The sequence below is a fragment of the Pseudomonas sp. A-B-19 genome (assembly GCF_019947515.1).
GTDB lineage: Bacteria > Pseudomonadota > Gammaproteobacteria > Pseudomonadales > Pseudomonadaceae > Aquipseudomonas.
The window spans coordinates 46121-64313 of sequence record NZ_JAGYGN010000003.1 but is presented as its reverse complement, the minus strand read 5'-3'; the positions used below and the strand labels follow the sequence as shown (position 1 = coordinate 64313).

19 protein-coding genes are annotated in these 18193 nt (G+C 60.2%); 10 read left to right on the top strand and 9 right to left on the bottom strand.

Translation table 11 applies throughout. The annotated features are described in order from the left end of the window. Positions 1-18: 18 nt before the first annotated feature. A complete protein-coding gene (gene hemB / locus KGA81_RS04120; protein ID WP_223544685.1) occupies positions 19-1032 on the top strand; it encodes a porphobilinogen synthase in 1014 nt (337 codons plus the stop codon). Positions 1033-1050: 18 nt separating this feature from the next. After that, on the top strand, positions 1051-3279 hold the full coding sequence (ppk1, locus tag KGA81_RS04115; RefSeq protein WP_223544684.1) for a polyphosphate kinase 1: 2229 nt from the start codon (positions 1051-1053) through the stop codon (positions 3277-3279). Between the two features lie 163 nt (positions 3280-3442). On the opposite strand, the gene ppx is transcribed toward ppk1, so the two are convergent. The 5 genes from ppx to KGA81_RS04090 all read right to left on the bottom strand — a co-directional run bounded on the left by ppx (position 3443) and on the right by KGA81_RS04090 (position 7901). Next, positions 3443-4945 carry an exopolyphosphatase gene (gene ppx, locus KGA81_RS04110; protein ID WP_223544683.1) on the bottom strand — a complete coding sequence of 501 codons (1503 nt, stop codon included), beginning with the start codon at positions 4943-4945 and terminating at the stop codon, positions 3443-3445. 108 nt (positions 4946-5053) lie between these two features. Continuing rightward, a complete protein-coding gene (locus KGA81_RS04105) occupies positions 5054-5791 on the bottom strand; it encodes an amino acid ABC transporter ATP-binding protein (protein WP_204929655.1) in 738 nt (245 codons plus the stop codon). Further along, positions 5778-6428, bottom strand: a complete 651-nt coding sequence (locus KGA81_RS04100; RefSeq protein WP_108217176.1) for an amino acid ABC transporter permease — start codon at positions 6426-6428, stop codon at positions 5778-5780. Before KGA81_RS04100 ends, KGA81_RS04105 begins: the two co-directional genes overlap by 14 nt. Further along, positions 6425-7093: an amino acid ABC transporter permease gene (locus KGA81_RS04095; RefSeq protein ID WP_223544682.1), complete on the bottom strand. Its 669-nt coding sequence runs from the start codon at positions 7091-7093 to the stop codon at positions 6425-6427. The genes KGA81_RS04100 and KGA81_RS04095 overlap by 4 nt, the downstream gene beginning before the upstream one ends. Positions 7094-7115: 22 nt before the next feature. After that, the gene (locus tag KGA81_RS04090; RefSeq protein ID WP_223544681.1) at positions 7116-7901 is read right to left on the bottom strand and encodes a transporter substrate-binding domain-containing protein; all 786 of its coding nucleotides are present in this window, start codon (positions 7899-7901) and stop codon (positions 7116-7118) included. Positions 7902-8157: 256 nt separating this feature from the next. Between KGA81_RS04090 and KGA81_RS04085 the strand changes: the two genes are divergently transcribed. From KGA81_RS04085 to KGA81_RS04065, 5 genes are all read left to right on the top strand, one after another. Next, complete coding sequence (locus KGA81_RS04085; protein WP_223544680.1) at positions 8158-8865, top strand: FadR/GntR family transcriptional regulator; 708 nt, start codon at positions 8158-8160, stop codon at positions 8863-8865. Between the two features lie 121 nt (positions 8866-8986). After that, entirely contained in the window at positions 8987-9316 is a 330-nt protein-coding gene (trxA, locus tag KGA81_RS04080; RefSeq protein WP_003206727.1) for a thioredoxin TrxA, read from the top strand. Positions 9317-9563: 247 nt separating this feature from the next. Further along, positions 9564-10823: a transcription termination factor Rho gene (rho, locus tag KGA81_RS04075; protein ID WP_057712815.1), complete on the top strand. Its 1260-nt coding sequence runs from the start codon at positions 9564-9566 to the stop codon at positions 10821-10823. Positions 10824-10963: 140 nt separating this feature from the next. Then, the gene (gene ubiD / locus KGA81_RS04070; protein ID WP_108217171.1) at positions 10964-12430 is read left to right on the top strand and encodes a 4-hydroxy-3-polyprenylbenzoate decarboxylase; all 1467 of its coding nucleotides are present in this window, start codon (positions 10964-10966) and stop codon (positions 12428-12430) included. Continuing rightward, complete coding sequence (locus KGA81_RS04065) at positions 12430-13398, top strand: CDP-6-deoxy-delta-3,4-glucoseen reductase (protein ID WP_223544679.1); 969 nt, start codon at positions 12430-12432, stop codon at positions 13396-13398. Before ubiD ends, KGA81_RS04065 begins: the two co-directional genes overlap by 1 nt. A 12-nt stretch (positions 13399-13410) precedes the next feature. On the opposite strand, the gene KGA81_RS04060 is transcribed toward KGA81_RS04065, so the two are convergent. Next, complete coding sequence (locus KGA81_RS04060) at positions 13411-13887, bottom strand: sn-glycerol-3-phosphate transporter (protein ID WP_263293228.1); 477 nt, start codon at positions 13885-13887, stop codon at positions 13411-13413. Positions 13888-14200: 313 nt separating this feature from the next. Between KGA81_RS04060 and KGA81_RS04055 the strand changes: the two genes are divergently transcribed. Beyond that, positions 14201-14869, top strand: a complete 669-nt coding sequence (locus KGA81_RS04055; RefSeq protein WP_223456517.1) for a gamma-glutamylcyclotransferase — start codon at positions 14201-14203, stop codon at positions 14867-14869. 122 nt (positions 14870-14991) lie between these two features. Here the strand turns inward: KGA81_RS04055 and KGA81_RS04050 are convergent, their stop codons facing one another. Further along, entirely contained in the window at positions 14992-15969 is a 978-nt protein-coding gene (locus KGA81_RS04050) for an NADPH:quinone oxidoreductase family protein (RefSeq protein ID WP_223544678.1), read from the bottom strand. 150 nt (positions 15970-16119) lie between these two features. Here KGA81_RS04050 and KGA81_RS04045 point away from each other — a divergent pair, with 150 nt between their 5' ends. Beyond that, positions 16120-16527, top strand: coding sequence for a flagellar basal body-associated protein FliL (locus KGA81_RS04045; RefSeq protein ID WP_218431642.1), 408 nt, complete (start codon positions 16120-16122; stop codon positions 16525-16527). A gap of 156 nt (positions 16528-16683) precedes the next feature. Here the strand turns inward: KGA81_RS04045 and KGA81_RS04040 are convergent, their stop codons facing one another. Continuing rightward, the gene (locus KGA81_RS04040) at positions 16684-17136 is read right to left on the bottom strand and encodes an EVE domain-containing protein (protein ID WP_223544677.1); all 453 of its coding nucleotides are present in this window, start codon (positions 17134-17136) and stop codon (positions 16684-16686) included. 195 nt (positions 17137-17331) lie between these two features. On the opposite strand from KGA81_RS04040, the gene KGA81_RS04035 reads away from it, so the two are divergent. After that, positions 17332-17487, top strand: coding sequence for a hypothetical protein (locus KGA81_RS04035; protein WP_007978897.1), 156 nt, complete (start codon positions 17332-17334; stop codon positions 17485-17487). A 40-nt stretch (positions 17488-17527) separates the two neighbouring features. Here the strand turns inward: KGA81_RS04035 and KGA81_RS04030 are convergent, their stop codons facing one another. Continuing rightward, positions 17528-18133 carry a 5-formyltetrahydrofolate cyclo-ligase gene (locus tag KGA81_RS04030; protein ID WP_223544676.1) on the bottom strand — a complete coding sequence of 202 codons (606 nt, stop codon included), beginning with the start codon at positions 18131-18133 and terminating at the stop codon, positions 17528-17530. Positions 18134-18193 lie beyond the last annotated feature (60 nt).

The window sequence follows — 18193 nt, the reverse complement described above, 5'->3', positions numbered from 1 at the left end:
CGGGCTCAGGAGTCTGCCGTGAGCTTTACCCCCGCCAACCGTTTGTTCCCCGCAACCCGCCTGCGCCGCAACCGTCGTGACGATTTCTCACGTCGTCTGGTCCGTGAAAACGTCCTGACCGTCGATGACTTGATCCTGCCGGTATTCGTACTGGACGGTGAAAACCGTCGTGAATCGGTGGCTTCGATGCCGGGCGTCGAACGCCTGACCATCGACCTGTTGCTGGAAGAAGCAGCCAAGTGGGTCGAATTGGGGATTCCGGCGCTGGCACTGTTTCCGGTGACGCCAGCGGAACTCAAGTCCCTGGACGCCGCAGAAGCGTGGAACCCGCAAGGCATCGCCCAGCGCGCCACCCGTGCGCTGCGAGCGCAATTCCCTGAGCTGGGTGTGATCACCGACGTCGCCCTGGACCCGTTCACCACCCACGGCCAGGACGGCATCCTTGATGAAGAAGGCTACGTGCAGAACGACATCACCGTCGACGCACTGGTCAGGCAAGCGCTGTCCCACGCCGAAGCCGGCGCCCAGGTCGTGGCGCCATCGGACATGATGGACGGCCGCATCCAGGCGATCCGCGAAGCCCTCGAGCTGGCCGGTCACGTCAACGTGCGGATCATGGCCTACTCGGCCAAGTACGCCAGCGCCTATTACGGCCCGTTCCGCGATGCGGTCGGTTCGGCGCTGAACCTGGGCAAGGCCAACAAGGCCTCCTATCAGATGGACCCGGCCAACAGCAACGAAGCCCTGCACGAAGTGGCGGCGGACTTGTCAGAAGGTGCAGACATGGTCATGGTCAAGCCAGGCATGCCGTACCTGGACATCCTGTGCCGGGTAAAAGAAGAATTCAAAGTGCCGACGTTTGTTTATCAAGTCAGCGGCGAATACGCCATGCACATGGCGGCGATCCAGAATGGCTGGTTGAGCGAAGGGGTTATCCTCGAGTCCCTGACCGCTTTCAAACGTGCAGGGGCTGATGGCATCCTGACGTACTTTGCCGTTCGTGCCGCTCAATTGTTACGAGAGCAAAAATAGCCCTCCCAGGAACATTCGATGAATACCGAAGTACTCACTGAAGTTGCCGTAAAAGACGCTCAACCTGTGGTGGAGCAAGTCGACGAGACCCCGCCGGAGCTGGAGCCAGCTCCGCCTGCACCGGTCGTCGAAACCGCTGCGCCAGCGCCAGCGCCAGTGGTGGCCATTCCCGGTCTGGATGACAGCAGCCTGTACATCCACCGCGAGCTCTCGCAACTGCAGTTCAACATCCGCGTGCTGGAACAGGCGCTGGACGAGTCCTACCCATTGCTGGAGCGGCTGAAGTTTTTGCTGATCTTCTCCAGCAACCTGGACGAGTTCTTCGAAATTCGTGTCGCCGGCCTGAAGAAGCAGATCACGTTCGCCCGTGAACAGGCCGGTGCCGACGGACTGCAACCGCATCAGGCATTGGCGCGCATCAGCGAACTGGTGCACGGTCACGTCGACCGTCAGTACGCGATCCTCAACGACATTCTGTTGCCGGAGCTGGAGAAACATCAGGTCCGCTTCATCCGTCGCCGTAATTGGACGACCAAGCTCAAAACCTGGGTCCGCCGCTATTTCCGCGACGAGATCGCGCCGATCATCACCCCGATCGGCCTCGACCCGACGCACCCGTTCCCGTTGCTGGTGAACAAGAGTCTGAACTTCATCGTCGAGCTCGAAGGTATCGACGCCTTCGGTCGCGACTCCGGTCTGGCGATCATCCCGGCGCCACGCCTGCTGCCGCGCATCATCAAGGTGCCGGAAGAAGTCGGCGGCGCAGGCGACAACTATGTGTTCCTGTCGTCGATGATCCACGCCCACGCCGATGACCTGTTCCAGGGTATGAAGGTCAAGGGCTGCTACCAGTTCCGCCTGACCCGGAACGCCGACCTGGCGCTGGACTCCGAAGATGTAGAAGACCTGGCCCGTGCCTTGCGCGGCGAGTTGTTCTCCCGTCGTTACGGTGACGCAGTGCGTCTGGAAGTGGCTGACACCTGCCCGAAACACCTGTCCGACTATCTGCTCAAGCAATTCAACCTGAGCGAGTCGGAGTTGTATCAGGTCAACGGTCCGGTGAACCTGACGCGGCTGTTCAGCATCACCGGCCTCGACAGCCAGCGCGAACTGCAATACCTGCCGTTCACCCCGCAGATTCCGAAACTGCTGCAGAACAGCGAGAACATTTTCAGCGTGATCAGCAAGCAGGACATCCTGCTGCTGCACCCGTTCGAGTCGTTCACCCCGGTGGTTGACCTGCTGCGCCAGGCCGCCAAGGATCCGCACGTACTGGCGGTGCGCCAGACGCTGTACCGTTCCGGTGCCAACTCGGAAATCGTCGATGCGCTGGTGGATGCGGCGCGTAACGGCAAAGAGGTCACGGCGGTGATCGAATTGCGTGCGCGGTTCGACGAAGAGTCCAACCTGCAACTGGCCAGCCGTCTGCAAGCGGCCGGTGCGGTGGTGATCTACGGCGTGGTGGGCTTCAAGACCCACGCCAAGATGATGTTGATCCTGCGTCGCGAGGCGGGTGAAATCGTGCGTTACGCGCACCTCGGCACGGGTAACTACCACGCCGGCAACGCCCGCCTGTACACCGACTACAGCCTGCTGACCTCCGACGATGCCTTGTGCGAAGACGTCGGCAAACTGTTCAGCCAGTTGATCGGCATGGGCAAGACGCTGCGCATGAAGAAATTGCTGCACGCGCCGTTCACGCTGAAGAAGGGCATGCTCGACATGATTGCCCGTGAAACCCAGTTCGCCCTCGATGGCAAACCGGCGCACATCATCGCCAAGTTCAACTCGCTGACCGATCCGAAGATCATCCGTGCACTGTACAAGGCCAGCCAGTCAGGTGTGCGCATCGATCTGGTGGTGCGTGGCATGTGCTGCCTGCGGCCGGGCATCGCCGGGGTCTCCCACAACATCCATGTGCGTTCGACCATCGGCCGCTTCCTGGAACACACCCGGGTCTTCTACTTCCTCAACGGTGGCGAGGAGCAGATGTTCCTGTCCAGTGCCGACTGGATGGAGCGCAACCTCGACAAGCGCGTCGAGACTTGCTTCCCGGTGGAAGGCAAGAAGCTGATCATGCGGGTCAAGAAAGAGCTGGAGTTGTATCTGACCGATAACACCCATAGCTGGAGCCTGCAGTCGGACGGTCGCTACATCCGTAACACACCGACCGGCAACCAGAACCCGCGCAGCGCCCAGGCTACGTTACTGGAGCGTTTGGGCAGCCCGATTCTGGCTGTCCGGTAACGGCTGCAACCTGTGGGAGCGAGCTTGCTCGCGATGACGGAGTGTCAGGCAATGATGTGTTGATTGACCGGCCGCCATCGCGAGCAAGCTCGCTCCCACAGGGTTAGTGGCGATTGCAGAATCGCAGACAAAAAAGGCCTTCGGAAGAAGGCCTTTTTCAATTTCAGCGAGCGCTCAACACGATGTCGACCCGGGTCAGCCATTGCGCTTCGATTTCGAAGTCGGCCTGGGTCAGTTGGTTTTCGTCCAGCCAGTTCTCCGGGAATACCACTTCCAGGCTATTGCCATAGGCGTTCAGTTCCACCTGTGGCATTTGCTGGGTGCCACGGATGTGGTGGAACAGGATCGCAAAGCGCAGCAGCACGCACAGGCGAATCAGCTTGATGCCGTCGTCGCCGAACTCGGCGAACTTGTCCTTGGGAATATTGCGACGATGGCCACGCACCAGTAGCGCGAGCATCAACTGGTCTTCGCGGGAGAACCCGGCGAGGTCGGAGTGCTCGATCAGGTAGGCGCCGTGCTTGTGGTACTGATAGTGAGCAATGTCCAGGCCCACTTCATGGACCTTGGCCGCCCAGCCGAGCAGTTCGCGCCAGACGCCGTCTTCCAGATCCCAGTCTGCGGCCACCTGATCGAACGCATGCAGGGCCTTGCGCTCGACCCGTACCGCTTGTTCTTGATCGACGTGGTAGCGCTCCATCAGCGAAGTGAGGGTGCGCTCGCGCACGTCTTCGTGATGATGACGGCCCAACAGGTCATAGAGCACGCCTTCGCGCAGGGCGCCTTCGCAGTGATCCATGCGTTGCAGTTCGAGGGCGTCGAAGATCGCTTCGAGGATTGCCAGGCCGGCCGGGAAAATCGCCCGGCGATCCGGTTTGATTCCTTCGAAATCGATTTTCTCGACATCGCCGAGCTTGATCAGTTTGCGCTTGAGCCAGGCCAGGCCTTCGGCATTGACCTCGCCGGTGCCGTGACCGCCAGCCTTCAGCGCCAGACCGATGGCGCGGATGGTGCCCGAGGAGCCGATGGCTTCATCCCAGGTCAGGCGGTGCAGGGCGTGTTCGATGCTCATGATCTCCAGTCGCGCCGCGGTGTACGCCTGGGCGTAACGGGCCGGGGTGATCTTGCCGTCCTTGAAATAGCGCTGGGTGTAGCTGACGCAGCCCATCTGCAGGCTTTCGCGCAGCAGCGGTTCGAAGCGCTGGCCAATGATGAATTCGGTACTGCCGCCGCCGATGTCGGCCACCAGGCGCTTGCCCGGGGTATCGGCGAGGGTGTGGGACACGCCGAGGTAGATCAGGCGCGCTTCCTCACGACCGGAAATGACTTCCACCGGGTGGCCGAGGATTTCTTCCGCGCGACGGATGAATTCGGCGCGGTTGCGGGCTTCACGCAAGGCGTTGGTGCCGACGATGCGAACGGCGCCGGTGGGCATACCGCTGATCAGTTGGGCGAAGCGCTTGAGGCAGTCGAGCCCGCGCTGCATCGATTCTTCATTGAGATGGCGCTCTTCGTCGATGCCGGCGGCCAGCTGAACCTTCTCCCCGAGACGTTCGAGAATACGGATTTCACCGTTCTGGGCCTTGGCCACGACCATGTGAAAGCTGTTGGAGCCCAGGTCGATTGCGGCGATCAGGGACAGATTCTTGGCTTGGGATTGCGGCATGGTCAGGAGTCTCGGTCGATAACCCCGACATCGTGCCACGATCAAAGGCTGGCGCCAACGCGCAGTGTTCAAAGCCTTGATCCAACACAACCCTGTGGCGGGGGGGGGTCAGCCCGCCGCCTCAACCGTCCCGATGAAATTCGCCAGCTCCGCCGTCTGCGGATTGGCGAACAACACCTTCGGATCGCCTGTTTCATGCACCTTGCCCTGGTGCATGAACACCAGCTTGTCCCCCACTTCCCGGGCGAAGCGCATTTCGTGGGTGACCATGATCAGCGTCATGCCTTCCCTGGCCAGTTGTCGGACCACGCTCAGCACCTCATTGACCAGCTCCGGGTCCAGGGCCGAGGTGATTTCATCGCACAGCAGCACTTTCGGTGACATCGCCAGAGCACGGGCAATCGCCACCCGCTGTTGCTGACCACCGGACAGCCGATCCGGGAAGGCATCGAACTTCTCCCCCAGCCCGACCCGCTCCAGCATCTGCCGCGCCAGTTCGGCGGCCTTGGCTTTTGGTGCTTTCTGCACCACTTGCGGCGCGAGCATGACGTTCTCGCCCACGGTCAGGTGCGGGAACAGGTTGAACTGCTGAAACACCATCCCGACCTTCTGCCGCAGGCTGCGCAGGTCGGCGCGGGCGGCGTCGAGGTACTCGCCGTCGACTTCGATCACGCCGTCGTTGATCGACTCCAGGCCGTTGAGGGTGCGCAGCAAGGTCGATTTGCCCGAACCGCTGCGGCCGATGATCGCCACCACCTGGCCTTCCTCGACACTCAGGTCGATGCCTTTGAGCACATGGTGATCGCCGTAGTATTTATGCAGGGCGGAAATTCTAAGCAGAGGCATGCAGTCTCCTTTCCAGGTAGCGCGCACTGAGCGACAAGGGATAACAGAGCAGGAAATAGCCGAGAGCGACGAGGCCGTAGACCATGAAGGGTTCGAAGGTGGCGTTGGCGAGCATGCCGCCAGTCTTGGTAAGTTCGGTGAAACCGATGATCGAGGTGACGGCGGTGCCTTTGACCACCTGCACGGAGAAGCCCACGGTCGGCGCCACGGCGATACGCAGGGCTTGCGGCAAGATCACGTAGCGCAGTTGCTCCAGCGGGTTCAGTGCCAGGCTTGATGAGGCTTCCCACTGGCCGTTGGGAATCGACTCGACGCAACCGCGCCAGATCTCCGCCAGGTAAGCGCTGGTGAACAGCGTCAGTGCGATTGCCGCCGCCATCCACGGCGAAATCTCCACCCCGGCCAGAGCCACGCCAAAAAACACCAGGAACAGCTGCATCAACAGCGGCGTGCCCTGGAACAGTTCGATGTAAGTGCGAGCGAAACTGCGCGGCAGGGATTTATCCGAGATGCGCATGACCATGATCAGCAAGCCGATCAGCCCGCCGCCAATGAACGCCACCAGCGACAGCGCCAGCGTCCATTGCAGGCCGGTGAGCAGGTTGCGCACGATGTCCCAGAAGGTGAAATCGCTCATTGGCTGTCCCTCGCGATAAACCGATGCCCGATCCAGTTCAGCAACTGGCGGATCAGTAGCGCCATGCACAGGTACAGCAGCGTGGTCAGGGCGTAGGTTTCAAAAGCGCGGAAGTTGCGCGATTGAATGAAGTTGGCCGCGAAGCTCAGCTCTTCAGTAGCAATCTGTGAACACACCGCCGAGCCGAGCATCACGATGATGATCTGGCTGCTCAGGGCTGGCCAGACCTTACCCAGCGCCGGCAGCAGCACCACGTGACGGAAGGCTTCGAAACGTGTCATCGCCAACGCCGCCGCGGCTTCCAATTGACCCCGGGGGATTGCCTGGATACCCGCGCGGATAATCTCGGTCGAATAGGCACCGAGGTTGATGACCATCGCCAGCACCGCCGCCTGCCATTCGGAAATCTGCACGCCCAGGGACGGCAAGCCGAAGAAGATGAAAAACAACTGCACCAGAAATGGCGTGTTGCGGATCAACTCGACGTAGACCGCAAAAAAACCCGCGAAAGGCCGGATATTCCACGCCCGCACCAGCGCCCCGACGATGCCCAGCCCCACGCCGAGCACGGCGCCGATGGCGGTCAGCTCAAGGGTGAACAGCGCACCGCGCAGCAACAGGTCGGTGTTGTTCACCACCGGCAGGAAATCGAACTGATAAGCCATAAAACGTCTCCAGCGCGCCGAATCAGAGATCGGCCGGCAACGGTTCTTTCAGCCAGGTCAGGGCGTTCTTTTCCAGTGCGCCGTCACTTTTGGCGGTCACGAGGATCTGGTTGACCTTGTCCAGCAGCGCCGGCTCGTTCTTGTTCACGCCGACGTAGACCGGCGAATCCTTGAGCTTCACTTTCAACGCAGGCACGCGCTTAGGGCTCTTCTCGGAGATCGCCACCATCACCACGTTGCCGCTGGCGATCAGGTCGACTTGCCCGGCCAGGTACGCGGCAATGGTCGAGTTGTTGTCTTCGAAACGCTTGATGGTCACGCCTTCGGGGGCGACTTTGGTCAGTTCGATGTCTTCGATGGCGCCGCGGGTGACGCTGATGGTTTTGCCCTTGAGGTCGTCCAGGGTCTTGATGGCGGCGTCTGGTGGGCCGAACACGGCGAGGTAGAACGGCGCGTAGGCGCGGGAGAAGTCGATGACCTTTTCGCGTTCCGGATTCTTGCCGAGACTGGAGATCACCAGGTCGACCTTGCCGGTGGTGAGGAAGGGGATGCGGTTGGTGCTGTTGACCGGGGTCAGTTCGAGTTTGACCTTGAGCTGGTCGGCCAACAGTTTCGCGGTGTCGATATCGAGGCCGCGGGGCTGCATGTCCGGGCCGACCGAACCGAAGGGCGGGAAGTCCTGGGGCACAGCGACTTTGAGGACGCCGCGCTTGACCACATCCTCCAGGCCGTCGGCGTGGGCGGGTGCCTGGCTCAGCATCAGGCTGGCGAACAAGGCTGCGAGGAGGGCGCTGTAACGCTGGGTCATGGCAAATCTCCGAATCGGCAAGAAGTGATTTCTGCGGATCGACAGAGCATGGGCCATGCCAACATGGGGTTTTGAGGATGCCAGGGCGCGGTTTTGCTGGCGTCGTACGGTCTTACTGGTCTGAACAGTCAGGTTGCGTTTCGCACCCCGATGGCGCAGCCGTGAAAAGCACCGAACCCCCATGGGGCACGACTTGCCGGGCGTCGCGAATAGCTTTACAACTGAGCGCACATTGGCCTGGTTCGTCTGGAAAACCATGAACTCGATCTCTCGCGCCGTACCTGAAGTGGCGCTGCAAGCCATCCGCAAACTGATTACCGAACAGGGCTTCGGGCCGGGGGATGCCTTGCCTTCGCAACGGGACCTGGCGGTGCAATTGGGGGTCAGTCGGGCGTCGTTGCGCGAGGCGTTGTCATCGTTGAGTGCACTGGGCGTCATCAGTATCCAGCCGGGCAAAGGCGTGTTCGTGCAATCGCCGATGGAACTGCCGCGGGGCGAAGCGGTGCCGGGCTGGCCGTTCGCGGCGCAGGCTTCGCCGCTGGATATTTTCCAGTTGCGCTACGCGCTGGAGGGGTTTGCCGCGGGGCTGGCGGCCGTGACCTTGAGCACCGATGAACTCGATGCGCTGCAAGACAATGTCGCCGCCATGCGCAACGAACTGAAGGCCGCTGATTTCGAAGCGGCGGCGCGGCTGGACTTTGAATTCCACCGCCGCATCCTGCTGGCCAGCGGCAATCAGGCGATGCTGAGTATCCTGACTGCCAGCGCCGACATCTTCCTTGAGAGTCAGAAGTTACCGTTCATCCGGGCCGAGCGGGCCATGGAAACCTGGCAGGAACACCGCAAGATACTTCGCGCGCTGGCTCGCCGAGCCTCTGGCGCCGCGCAGAAAGCCATGCGCGAGCATGTGCGTAACGCGGCGTTGCGCACCGGCATCGCCTTCGTCGCTCCCGCCACGGCGTGACCTGGGCTATACCCAAACTCATGGAACACCATAGCGAGACTCAATCATCTGCACCTTCCTGAACGAGGGAAGGACCGCTATGATGGGCCACGTTTTTTTGCTTACAACCCTGGAGAATTCCATGAGCAGCGATCTTATCAAACACGTTAGCGACGCTAGCTTCGAGGCCGACGTACTCAAGGCTGAAGGCGCTGTACTGGTCGATTACTGGGCTGAGTGGTGCGGCCCTTGCAAAATGATCGCTCCTGTTCTGGACGAAATTGCCGAGACCTACAAAGGCAAGCTGACCGTTGCCAAGCTGAACATCGACGAAAACCAGGAAACCCCGGCCAAGCACGGCGTGCGCGGTATCCCGACGCTGATGCTGTTCAAGAATGGCAACGTTGAAGCGACCAAGGTCGGCGCACTGTCGAAGTCGCAACTGGCTGCCTTCCTCGACGCCAACATCTAAGCGTCGCTGCAAAGTGTCCTGAAAAAGCCCCGCAAATAGCGGGGCTTTTTGCGTATTCAGGGCTAGACGCTCCTAAACTCAGGTGGTACATTCGGCCCCGCACTGGTTTCTCCATTGCCCCCTGCTAGCCGTCGCCGACGCACTCCTTTTCGAATAAGTACGCGATCCTGTCGCCTTCTCCGCGGCGCGGCCTCATTAAGCCAAAAGCTTAATTTCCCCCCTCCATAAATGATTACGTCATTCCTATATGAATCTGACTGAACTCAAGCAAAAGCCGATTACCGAACTGCTCGAATTGGCCGAACAGATGGGCATAGAAAATATGGCCCGTTCGCGCAAGCAGGACGTGATTTTCTCCCTGCTCAAGAAGCACGCGAAAAGCGGTGAGGAAATCTCCGGTGATGGCGTGCTGGAGATCCTCCAGGACGGCTTCGGCTTCCTGCGCTCCGCTGACGCTTCCTATCTCGCAGGTCCAGACGATATCTACGTCTCGCCGAGCCAGATCCGTCGTTTCAACTTGCGCACCGGTGACACCATCGTTGGCAAGATCCGTCCTCCGAAGGAAGGCGAGCGTTATTTCGCGTTGCTCAAGGTCGACACCATCAACTTCGACCGTCCGGAAAACGCGAAAAACAAGATTCTCTTCGAGAACCTGACTCCGCTGTTCCCGACCGTGCGCATGAAGATGGAAGCCGGCAACGGTTCCACCGAAGACTTGACCGGTCGTGTCATCGACCTGTGCGCCCCGATCGGTAAAGGCCAGCGCGGTCTGATCGTTGCTCCGCCGAAAGCCGGCAAGACGATCATGCTGCAGAACATTGCGGCGAACATCGCGCGTAACAATCCTGAAGTTCATCTGATCGTACTGCTGATCGATGAGCGTCCGGAAGAAGTGACCGAGATGCAGCGCACCGTGCGCGGCGAAGTGGTTGCCTCGACGTTCGACGAGCCGCCAACCCGCCACGTGCAGGTTGCCGAAATGGTGATCGAGAAGGCCAAGCGCCTGGTCGAGCACAAGAAGGACGTGGTGATCCTGCTCGACTCCATTACCCGTCTGGCCCGCGCCTACAACACCGTGATCCCGAGCTCCGGCAAAGTGCTCACCGGTGGTGTCGATGCCCACGCCCTGGAGAAACCGAAGCGTTTCTTCGGCGCCGCGCGGAACATCGAAGAAGGCGGCTCGCTGACCATCATCGCCACCGCGCTGGTAGAAACCGGCTCGAAGATGGACGAAGTGATCTACGAAGAATTCAAAGGCACTGGCAACATGGAGCTGCCGCTGGATCGTCGTATCGCTGAAAAGCGCGTGTTCCCGGCCATCAACATCAACCGTTCCGGCACCCGCCGCGAAGAGTTGCTGACCGCCGACGACGAGCTGCAGCGCATGTGGATTCTGCGTAAGCTACTGCATCCGATGGATGAAATCGCTGCCATCGAGTTCCTGGTCGACAAGCTGAAAACGACCAAGACCAACGATGAGTTCTTCCTGTCGATGAAACGCAAGTAAGTCGAACAGGCACAAAAAGCCGGGGAAACCCGGCTTTTTGCTATCCGATTTTTGATCAGGTGGCAGTTCGTGGTTCTGAACTGAAGGGTTCGGCGCTAAACTGCCTGCCCCGAACGCCACGGCCAACACGAGGCTCACGCATGCAGTATCGCGACTTGCGCGACTTTATCAGCGGCCTGGAACAGCGCGGCGAACTCAAGCGCATCCAGGTTCCGGTGTCCCCAGTACTGGAAATGACCGAGGTCTGCGACCGCACCTTGCGCGCCAAGGGCCCGGCCCTGCTATTCGAAAAACCTACCGGTTATGACATTCCCGTGCTCGGCAACCTGTTTGGCACCCCCGAGCGCGTGGCGCTGGGCATGGGCGCCGAGGCGGTCAGCGAACTGCGCGAAATCGGCAAGCTGCTGGCGTTCCTCAAGGAACCCGAGCCACCGAAAGGCCTGAAGGATGCCTGGTCCAAGCTGCCGATCTTCCGCAAGATCATTTCGATGGCGCCGAAAGTCGTCAAGGACGCGGTGTGCCAGGAAGTGGTCATCGAAGGCGACGACGTCGACCTGGCCATGTTGCCGGTGCAGACCTGCTGGCCGGGCGACGTTGGCCCGTTGATCACCTGGGGCCTGACCGTCACCAAAGGCCCGAACAAGGATCGCCAGAACCTCGGCATCTATCGTCAGCAAGTGATCGGTCGCAACAAGGTCATCATGCGCTGGCTCAGCCACCGTGGCGGCGCGCTGGATTACCGCGAATGGTGCGAGAAGCATCCCGGCCAGCCGTTCCCGGTATCCGTGGCATTGGGCGCGGACCCGGCGACCATCCTTGGTGCCGTGACCCCGGTTCCCGACAGCCTTTCCGAATACGCTTTCGCCGGCCTGTTGCGCGGCAACCGCACCGAGCTGGTGAAATGCCGCGGCAATGACCTGCAAGTGCCGGCCACCGCCGAAATCATCCTCGAGGGCGTGATCCATCCGGGCGAAATGGCCGATGAAGGCCCGTACGGCGACCACACCGGTTACTACAATGAAGTCGACAGCTTCCCGGTATTCACCGTCGAGCGCATCACCCACCGGATCAAACCGATCTACCACAGCACCTACACCGGCCGTCCACCGGATGAACCGGCGATTCTCGGCGTTGCGCTGAACGAAGTGTTCGTGCCGATCCTGCAGAAGCAGTTCCCGGAGATCACCGATTTCTACTTGCCGCCCGAAGGCTGCTCGTACCGCATGGCCATCGTGACCATGAAGAAGTCGTATCCGGGCCACGCCAAGCGGGTAATGCTGGGTGTCTGGTCGTTTTTGCGACAGTTCATGTACACCAAGTTCGTTATCGTCACCGACGACGATATCAACGCCCGGGACTGGAACGACGTGATCTGGGCCATCACCACGCGCATGGACCCCAAGCGCGACACGGTGATGATCGACAACACGCCGATCGACTACCTGGATTTCGCTTCGCCGGTGTCCGGCCTGGGTTCGAAAATGGGCCTCGATGCCACGCATAAATGGCCGGGCGAAACCACTCGCGAGTGGGGCAGGGTCATCGTCAAGGACGATGCCGTGACCCAGCGGATCGATGCCATCTGGAATCAGTTAGGAATAGATTGATGCGTGTAACCTTGCAGCCCTCCGGAGCAGTGCTTGAGATATTGCCCGGCGAGCGGATTCTCGATGGCGCACGCCGTCTGGGCTACGAATGCCCGCAAAGCTGCCGCAACGGCAATTGCCACGTGTGCGCGGCGCTGCTGGTGGAAGGCCGGGTCGAGCAGGCCGGCAATGTGCGTGATCATGGCGAGTTCTACACTTGCATAGCGGAGCCGCTGGAAGACTGCATCGTGCTGTGGGATGGCGTGCTCGCCCTGGGAGAACTGCCGGTGCGCAGCGTGTCGTGTCAGGTCATTGAGTGCAAGGACGTGGGCGGCGACACCTGGCGCGTGCGTCTGCGGGCTCCGGCGGGTAAACCGCCGCGCTATCACGCCGGTCAGTACCTGATGATCGAACGCGAGAACGGCGAAAAGTCTGCCTTCTCCCTCGCCTCGGCACCGCATGCGGGGCGCGACCTGGAAATCCACGTACTGGCGCGCGAATCCAGTGCGCTGGGTCTGATCGAACAGCTTCAGCGCAACAGCATGGTGCGGGTCGAGTTGCCATTTGGCGATACCCACCTGGAAGAGTTGCCGGACGGTCCTCTCGTGCTGATCGCTGCTGGCACCGGCATGGGCCAGATCCACGGCCTGATCGAACATTGCCGGGCCTCGGGTTTCAAGCATCCGGTGCATCTGTATTGGGGCGTGCGTCGTCCAGAAGACTTTTATCAAGTCGAGCATTGGGACGAATGGCTGAAGTTGCCTAACCTGTTCCTGCACAAGGTCGTCAGCGATCAATGCAGCTGGGAAGGGCGTTGCGGCATGTTGCATGAAGCGGTCTGTGAAGACTTCCCTGACCTCAAGCCGCTGCATGTGTACGCCAGCGGCTCTCCGGCCATGGTCTACGGCACGCTGGATGCGCTGGTGGAAGCGGGAATGGATGCGCATCAGATGCGCGCCGACGTTTTTGCCTACGCGCCACGCTCGTAGGTCAGCGTGGGATCAGAAGCGCACGCCAGTGGTCACCATGACGGCGTTGAAGCCGAGCAACACCAGCTCGGCTGCCACCGGACCGTAATGTGCGCCCAGTGAGGGGATGATCACCGGTGCGACCCCGAAGCGATTCAGGGGGATCTTGTCCTTATGTTTGCCACGGTAGCCTTCCAGCAGGCCGCCCGTGAGTTTGATATACACGGGATAGGAGGCGTTTTCGTAGCGTTTACCCGCGTAGGCATAATGTGAGCGCTGACCGTACGAATTGCGAAAAGTGGCAGCGCCAAACAGCCAGTCGGACGCGTCGATACGTTCAAGGCCAATAAGATCCTGATTGTTGTTGTGCCTGGGGTCGGGCGAATAGTGCTTCGTATAAACACTGGTCTGCAAATACCAGGAGCCGGTGTCCTTTGAGTTTGCGGGCTGTGCCAGCGCCAATGGCGCCAAGGCCATCAACAGCACTGCGTAAAACCATGGTTTTTTCATCGGTGGCCCCTGTAAAGGCAGTCTGGCTTGCGCCTGTGTGGCCGTTATACGCGACGCCCGATGGAGGCCAGAAGGCGGTAAATCTGAAGGGGGGGTAGGACGTTTCTGATAAGCGGCTTTATTCCCGGAAGAACTCAATGCTTATGCATATTTCATTCTGGTATTTAAGATATTTGCGGAATGCCGTTAGGGTATATAAACAGTCAGGCAAACGTCCTTTATCACTTTTCGTTTTACCTTTACTGCTATATGTTCTATTACATTAATAGTGCATTACATTTTGTAATGCTTGCGGGGCCGAACAACTGTTGCCATGAGCGCCATTGAATCTGCTTTCTTGAATCTGGCTTACCCTCCGCGGCTCGATCTGGGGCCGCAGCTCACTCACGAACAATTGCTCAGCTCCATGCAATCGACCATGGCACGCCACAAGGGCGGGCCGGTGTGGCTGTTTGCGTATGGTTCACTGATCTGGCGCCCTGAATGCACGGCGGTGGAACGGGTTCGCGGCCGGGTGCATGGCTACCATCGCGGGTTATACCTGTGGTCCCACGAACATCGCGGCACCCCGGAAATGCCCGGCCTGGTGTTTGGCCTGGATCGCGGCGGTTCTTGCAGCGGTTTCGCCTATCGCTTGCCCGAAGAGCAGCTTGAGGCCTCGCTGTATGCGCTATGGCAGCGCGAAATGCCATTCCCCTCTTACCGCCCGCACTGGCTCAACTGCCGTCTCGAAGATGGCAGCCAGGTACAGGCCCTGGGCTTTGTGCTGGAGCGACATCTGCCCAGCTATGCCGGCAACCTGCCGGACCATGTGCTGAGCCATGTGTTCGAAAACGCCTGCGGGCGCTACGGCACCACTCGCGATTATGTCGAGCAGACCGCGCACGCCCTGCGCAGCCACGCCATGCCAGACCGGAATCTGGAGGCGCGGCTCAAGCGCTGCAAATCGAAGTCTGACCAGGCGAATGTCGCGCGGCCCTGACTGGCGACTGGTTCGTAACACATGAGCTTTTTACCTGAGGATCTTCGCCAGTTGCTTTGATCCACGTACCAATGAAAAACGATCTGAATGACTTCTTTCGAAGTCCAGATCGCTTGCCTCGCTCAGCGAACCTGCACAACAACCTTCCCGACCGCCTTGCGTTGGCCAAGATCATTGATGGCCTGCGCCGCATTGCTCAATGGATAAACCTGCGACACCAGCGGTTTCAACTTGCCTTCGGCAAACCAGCCGAACAGTTGCTGGAAGTTGGCAGCGTTGTCCTGTGGCTGGCGTTGGGCGAAGGAGCCCCAGAACACGCCGAGCACTGCTGCGCCCTTGAGCAGCGCCAGGTTCACCGGTAATTCGGGGATGCGCCCGCTGGCGAAGCCGACCACCAGTAGACGGCCGTTCCAGGCAATGGCGCGGATGGCCTGGTCGAACAGGTCGCCGCCCACTGGATCGTAGATCACGTCAGCGCCCTGGCCGTCGGTCAGGCGCTTGATTTCGTCCTTCAGGCTGGTTTCGCTGTAGTTGATCAGTTCGTCGGCGCCGGCGGCCTTGGCCACGGCGAGTTTCTCTGCACTGCTGGCCGCGGCAATCACTCGGGCGCCCATGGCCTTGCCGATTTCCACCGCCGCCAGGCCGACACCGCCGGAGGCGCCAAGCACCAGCAGGGTTTCGCCAGGTTGCAGGTTGCCGCGCTGCTTGAGGGCGTGCATCGAGGTGCCGTAGGTCATGCTGAAGGCGGCGGCGGTGTTGAAGTCCATGGACGACGGGATCGGCAACACGTTGTAGCCTGGCACGGCGACCTGTTCGGCAAAACTGCCCCAGCCGGTCAGGGCCATGACCCGGTCACCGACTTTCAAGTGGCTGACCTTTTCACCTACAGCGCTGACCACACCGGACGCTTCGCCACCCGGAGAGAACGGGAAGGGCGGCTTGAACTGGTATTTGCCCTCGATGATCAACGTGTCAGGGAAGTTGACCCCGGCAGCGTGCACGTCCAGCAGGATTTCATTCTTCTTCGCGACAGGACTGGCGACGTCTTCCAGCACCAGCGATTCGGCAGGGCCGAAGGCTTTGCACAGCACGGCTTTCATCAGGGCTATTCCTTTGAGAGTGATGGCCGATAAGTGTAGGTGTGAGAGTTGATGGGTCAACGAGCATGCCTGGCCCTGATAGTCAGCCATAAGCTTGTGCTGGCGTGACGGGTCGTTATGCTAGGCCGCAAACCGGATAAGGAGCGAATTTTGAAAGCGTGGATCATGTTGATGCTGGCCCTGTCTCTGCCTGTGACAGCGGTGGCCGAAGAAGCCAAAGAAGATGCAGCTCCGAAGGTCAGTTACATCACCCTGAGCCCGCCGTTCGTGGGTAACTACGGGCTGGACGGCACGCCGAAACTCAAGGTCTACAAGGCCGATGTGGCGTTGCGGGTGACCGGTGACGAGGCGGCCAAAGCGGTAAAGGCCAATGAACCTTTGATCCGCAATCAATTGGTCGCGCTGTTCGCCCAGCAGACTACCGAGACGATGAACAACGTCGAGGCCAAGGAAAAACTGCGTCAGGAAGCGCTGAAGCAGACCCAGCAGATCATGAATGATGAAACCGGTAAGCCGGTGGTTGAGGATTTGTTGTTCAACAACCTGATTATTCAGTAAGACTTCTATTGCTTGAGCTGGCGTCATCGTCGGAACGCCGCCCGGAGCAAGCTCGCTCCCACAGTGGATTTGTGTTGAAGCACAATTACATATCCACTGCAGAACGCTGTGGGAGCGAGCTTGCTCGCGATGAGGCCAGTCCAAGCGATAAATGACTCAAGGTTTTAAAGCAATCACCGCCGCCCATTGCTCCGCCGTCACCGGCATCACCGACAGCCGCGAGCCTTTCTGCACCAGCGGCAACTCCGCCAGCGCCGTCTGCTGTTTCAGGTAATCCAGTTTCAGCACCCGGGCAAAGGTCTCGACATGCGCGACATCGATCGCGCTCCAGGCGTTTTTGTCCGGGGTGGCCTTCGGGTCAAAATAATGGCTCTGCGGCTCCAGTGCCGTCGGGTCCGGATACGCGGCTTCGACAATTTTGCCGATTCCGGCAATACCAGGCTCGGGGCAGCTGGAATGATAGAAAAAGAACTCGTCCCCCACGGCCATAGCCCGCAGGAAATTGCGGGCCTGATAGTTGCGAACCCCGTCCCAGCGCGCTCTGCCGAGTTTTTCCAGTCCTTTGATCGAGAGTTCGTCGGGCTCGGATTTCATCAGCCAGTAGGCCATGTCTGTTGCTCCTTGCGAGGTGATTGAGCAGCTTGTCGGCGATTTTATGACAAACCGACAGTCGGTTGACGTCAGCATTTGCGCAGCGGTTCACGTTGTCGCAAAATGCCGGCCTTTAAAGCTTGACGCTGCTGCACGGCCTATAAACGGAAACCGCTGCTGTCATCGTGTAGATATGCCTTTGGGGGGTAATCGATGAAACGCAAACCGGATTTACTATGGATTCTGGTCATTTTGTTTGGCCTTGGCGTCGTGACCACCGGCTATGCCCAAAGCCTGTGGGCCAGCAAGACCGATGCACCAGTCGAGCTCGCCCAATTGCAGCAACAGTCGACAGCCTTCAAGCGCTGATCCTGGTGTGGTGCCTCGGCGTCGCTGATCGAGGTGGCGCCTACCCTGCGTAATACCAGGCCTTGTCCGTCACCGTTCCTTGCAGCGGCACATCCCAGCTTGCCTGAGCCAATCGCTCCACCTTCTGACATTCATGGGCCAGCCCCAACAGCGTCGGCTTGCGCCAGTCGTTTCGTCGTGCCAGGTAGGCCAGGCTCCGATCATAGAAGCCGCCGCCCATTCCCAGGCGTCCGCCGACATCGTCAAACCCCACCAAGGGCAACAACACCAGGTCCAGCGCCCAGATCTTGCGTTGCCGGGCGAGATTGGCCCGTGGCTCGAGAATGCGGAAGCGGTTCGGTTTGAGCTTTTCTCCGGGCCGGATACGCTGGAACACCATTTTGGTTCGCGGCCAGGCGCTCAGCACCGGTAGATAGGTGGCTTTGCCCCGGCGTTGCGCGGCGCGCAGCAGCAGGCGCGGATCGATTTCACCGTCGGTCGGCAGGTAGAGCGAGATGTGTCTGGCGCGGCGGAACAGCGGTTGCTGGGCCAGTTGCCTGTATAGCCCGCGAGCGGCCTGGCGCTGCTGGCTGGAGGTCAGTGCGCGGCGGGCTTTGCGCAGCATGCGTCGAAGTTGCGGGCGGGGGAGCAGCGCAGGTTCGGTCATGGATTCGGGCTTCAGCAATGCGGATACGTGAAGCGTACCCGTAAAAACGCCAACGCCGGT

Excerpts from the sequence above, each read along its gene's own strand:
- ppk1 (WP_223544684.1), top strand. The coding sequence starts at position 1,051 with ATGAATACCGAAGTACTCACTGAAGTTGCCGTAAAAGACGCTCAACCT.
- ppx (WP_223544683.1), bottom strand. The coding sequence starts at position 4,945 with ATGCCGCAATCCCAAGCCAAGAATCTGTCCCTGATCGCCGCAATCGAC.
- KGA81_RS04105 (WP_204929655.1), bottom strand. The coding sequence starts at position 5,791 with ATGCCTCTGCTTAGAATTTCCGCCCTGCATAAATACTACGGCGATCAC.
- KGA81_RS04100 (WP_108217176.1), bottom strand. The coding sequence starts at position 6,428 with ATGAGCGATTTCACCTTCTGGGACATCGTGCGCAACCTGCTCACCGGC.
- KGA81_RS04095 (WP_223544682.1), bottom strand. The coding sequence starts at position 7,093 with ATGGCTTATCAGTTCGATTTCCTGCCGGTGGTGAACAACACCGACCTG.
- KGA81_RS04090 (WP_223544681.1), bottom strand. The coding sequence starts at position 7,901 with ATGACCCAGCGTTACAGCGCCCTCCTCGCAGCCTTGTTCGCCAGCCTG.
- KGA81_RS04085 (WP_223544680.1), top strand. The coding sequence starts at position 8,158 with ATGAACTCGATCTCTCGCGCCGTACCTGAAGTGGCGCTGCAAGCCATC.
- trxA (WP_003206727.1), top strand. The coding sequence starts at position 8,987 with ATGAGCAGCGATCTTATCAAACACGTTAGCGACGCTAGCTTCGAGGCC.
- rho (WP_057712815.1), top strand. The coding sequence starts at position 9,564 with ATGAATCTGACTGAACTCAAGCAAAAGCCGATTACCGAACTGCTCGAA.
- ubiD (WP_108217171.1), top strand. The coding sequence starts at position 10,964 with ATGCAGTATCGCGACTTGCGCGACTTTATCAGCGGCCTGGAACAGCGC.
- KGA81_RS04065 (WP_223544679.1), top strand. The coding sequence starts at position 12,430 with ATGCGTGTAACCTTGCAGCCCTCCGGAGCAGTGCTTGAGATATTGCCC.
- KGA81_RS04060 (WP_263293228.1), bottom strand. The coding sequence starts at position 13,887 with ATGAAAAAACCATGGTTTTACGCAGTGCTGTTGATGGCCTTGGCGCCA.
- KGA81_RS04055 (WP_223456517.1), top strand. The coding sequence starts at position 14,201 with ATGAGCGCCATTGAATCTGCTTTCTTGAATCTGGCTTACCCTCCGCGG.
- KGA81_RS04050 (WP_223544678.1), bottom strand. The coding sequence starts at position 15,969 with ATGAAAGCCGTGCTGTGCAAAGCCTTCGGCCCTGCCGAATCGCTGGTG.
- KGA81_RS04040 (WP_223544677.1), bottom strand. The coding sequence starts at position 17,136 with ATGGCCTACTGGCTGATGAAATCCGAGCCCGACGAACTCTCGATCAAA.
- KGA81_RS04035 (WP_007978897.1), top strand. The coding sequence starts at position 17,332 with ATGAAACGCAAACCGGATTTACTATGGATTCTGGTCATTTTGTTTGGC.
- KGA81_RS04030 (WP_223544676.1), bottom strand. The coding sequence starts at position 18,133 with ATGACCGAACCTGCGCTGCTCCCCCGCCCGCAACTTCGACGCATGCTG.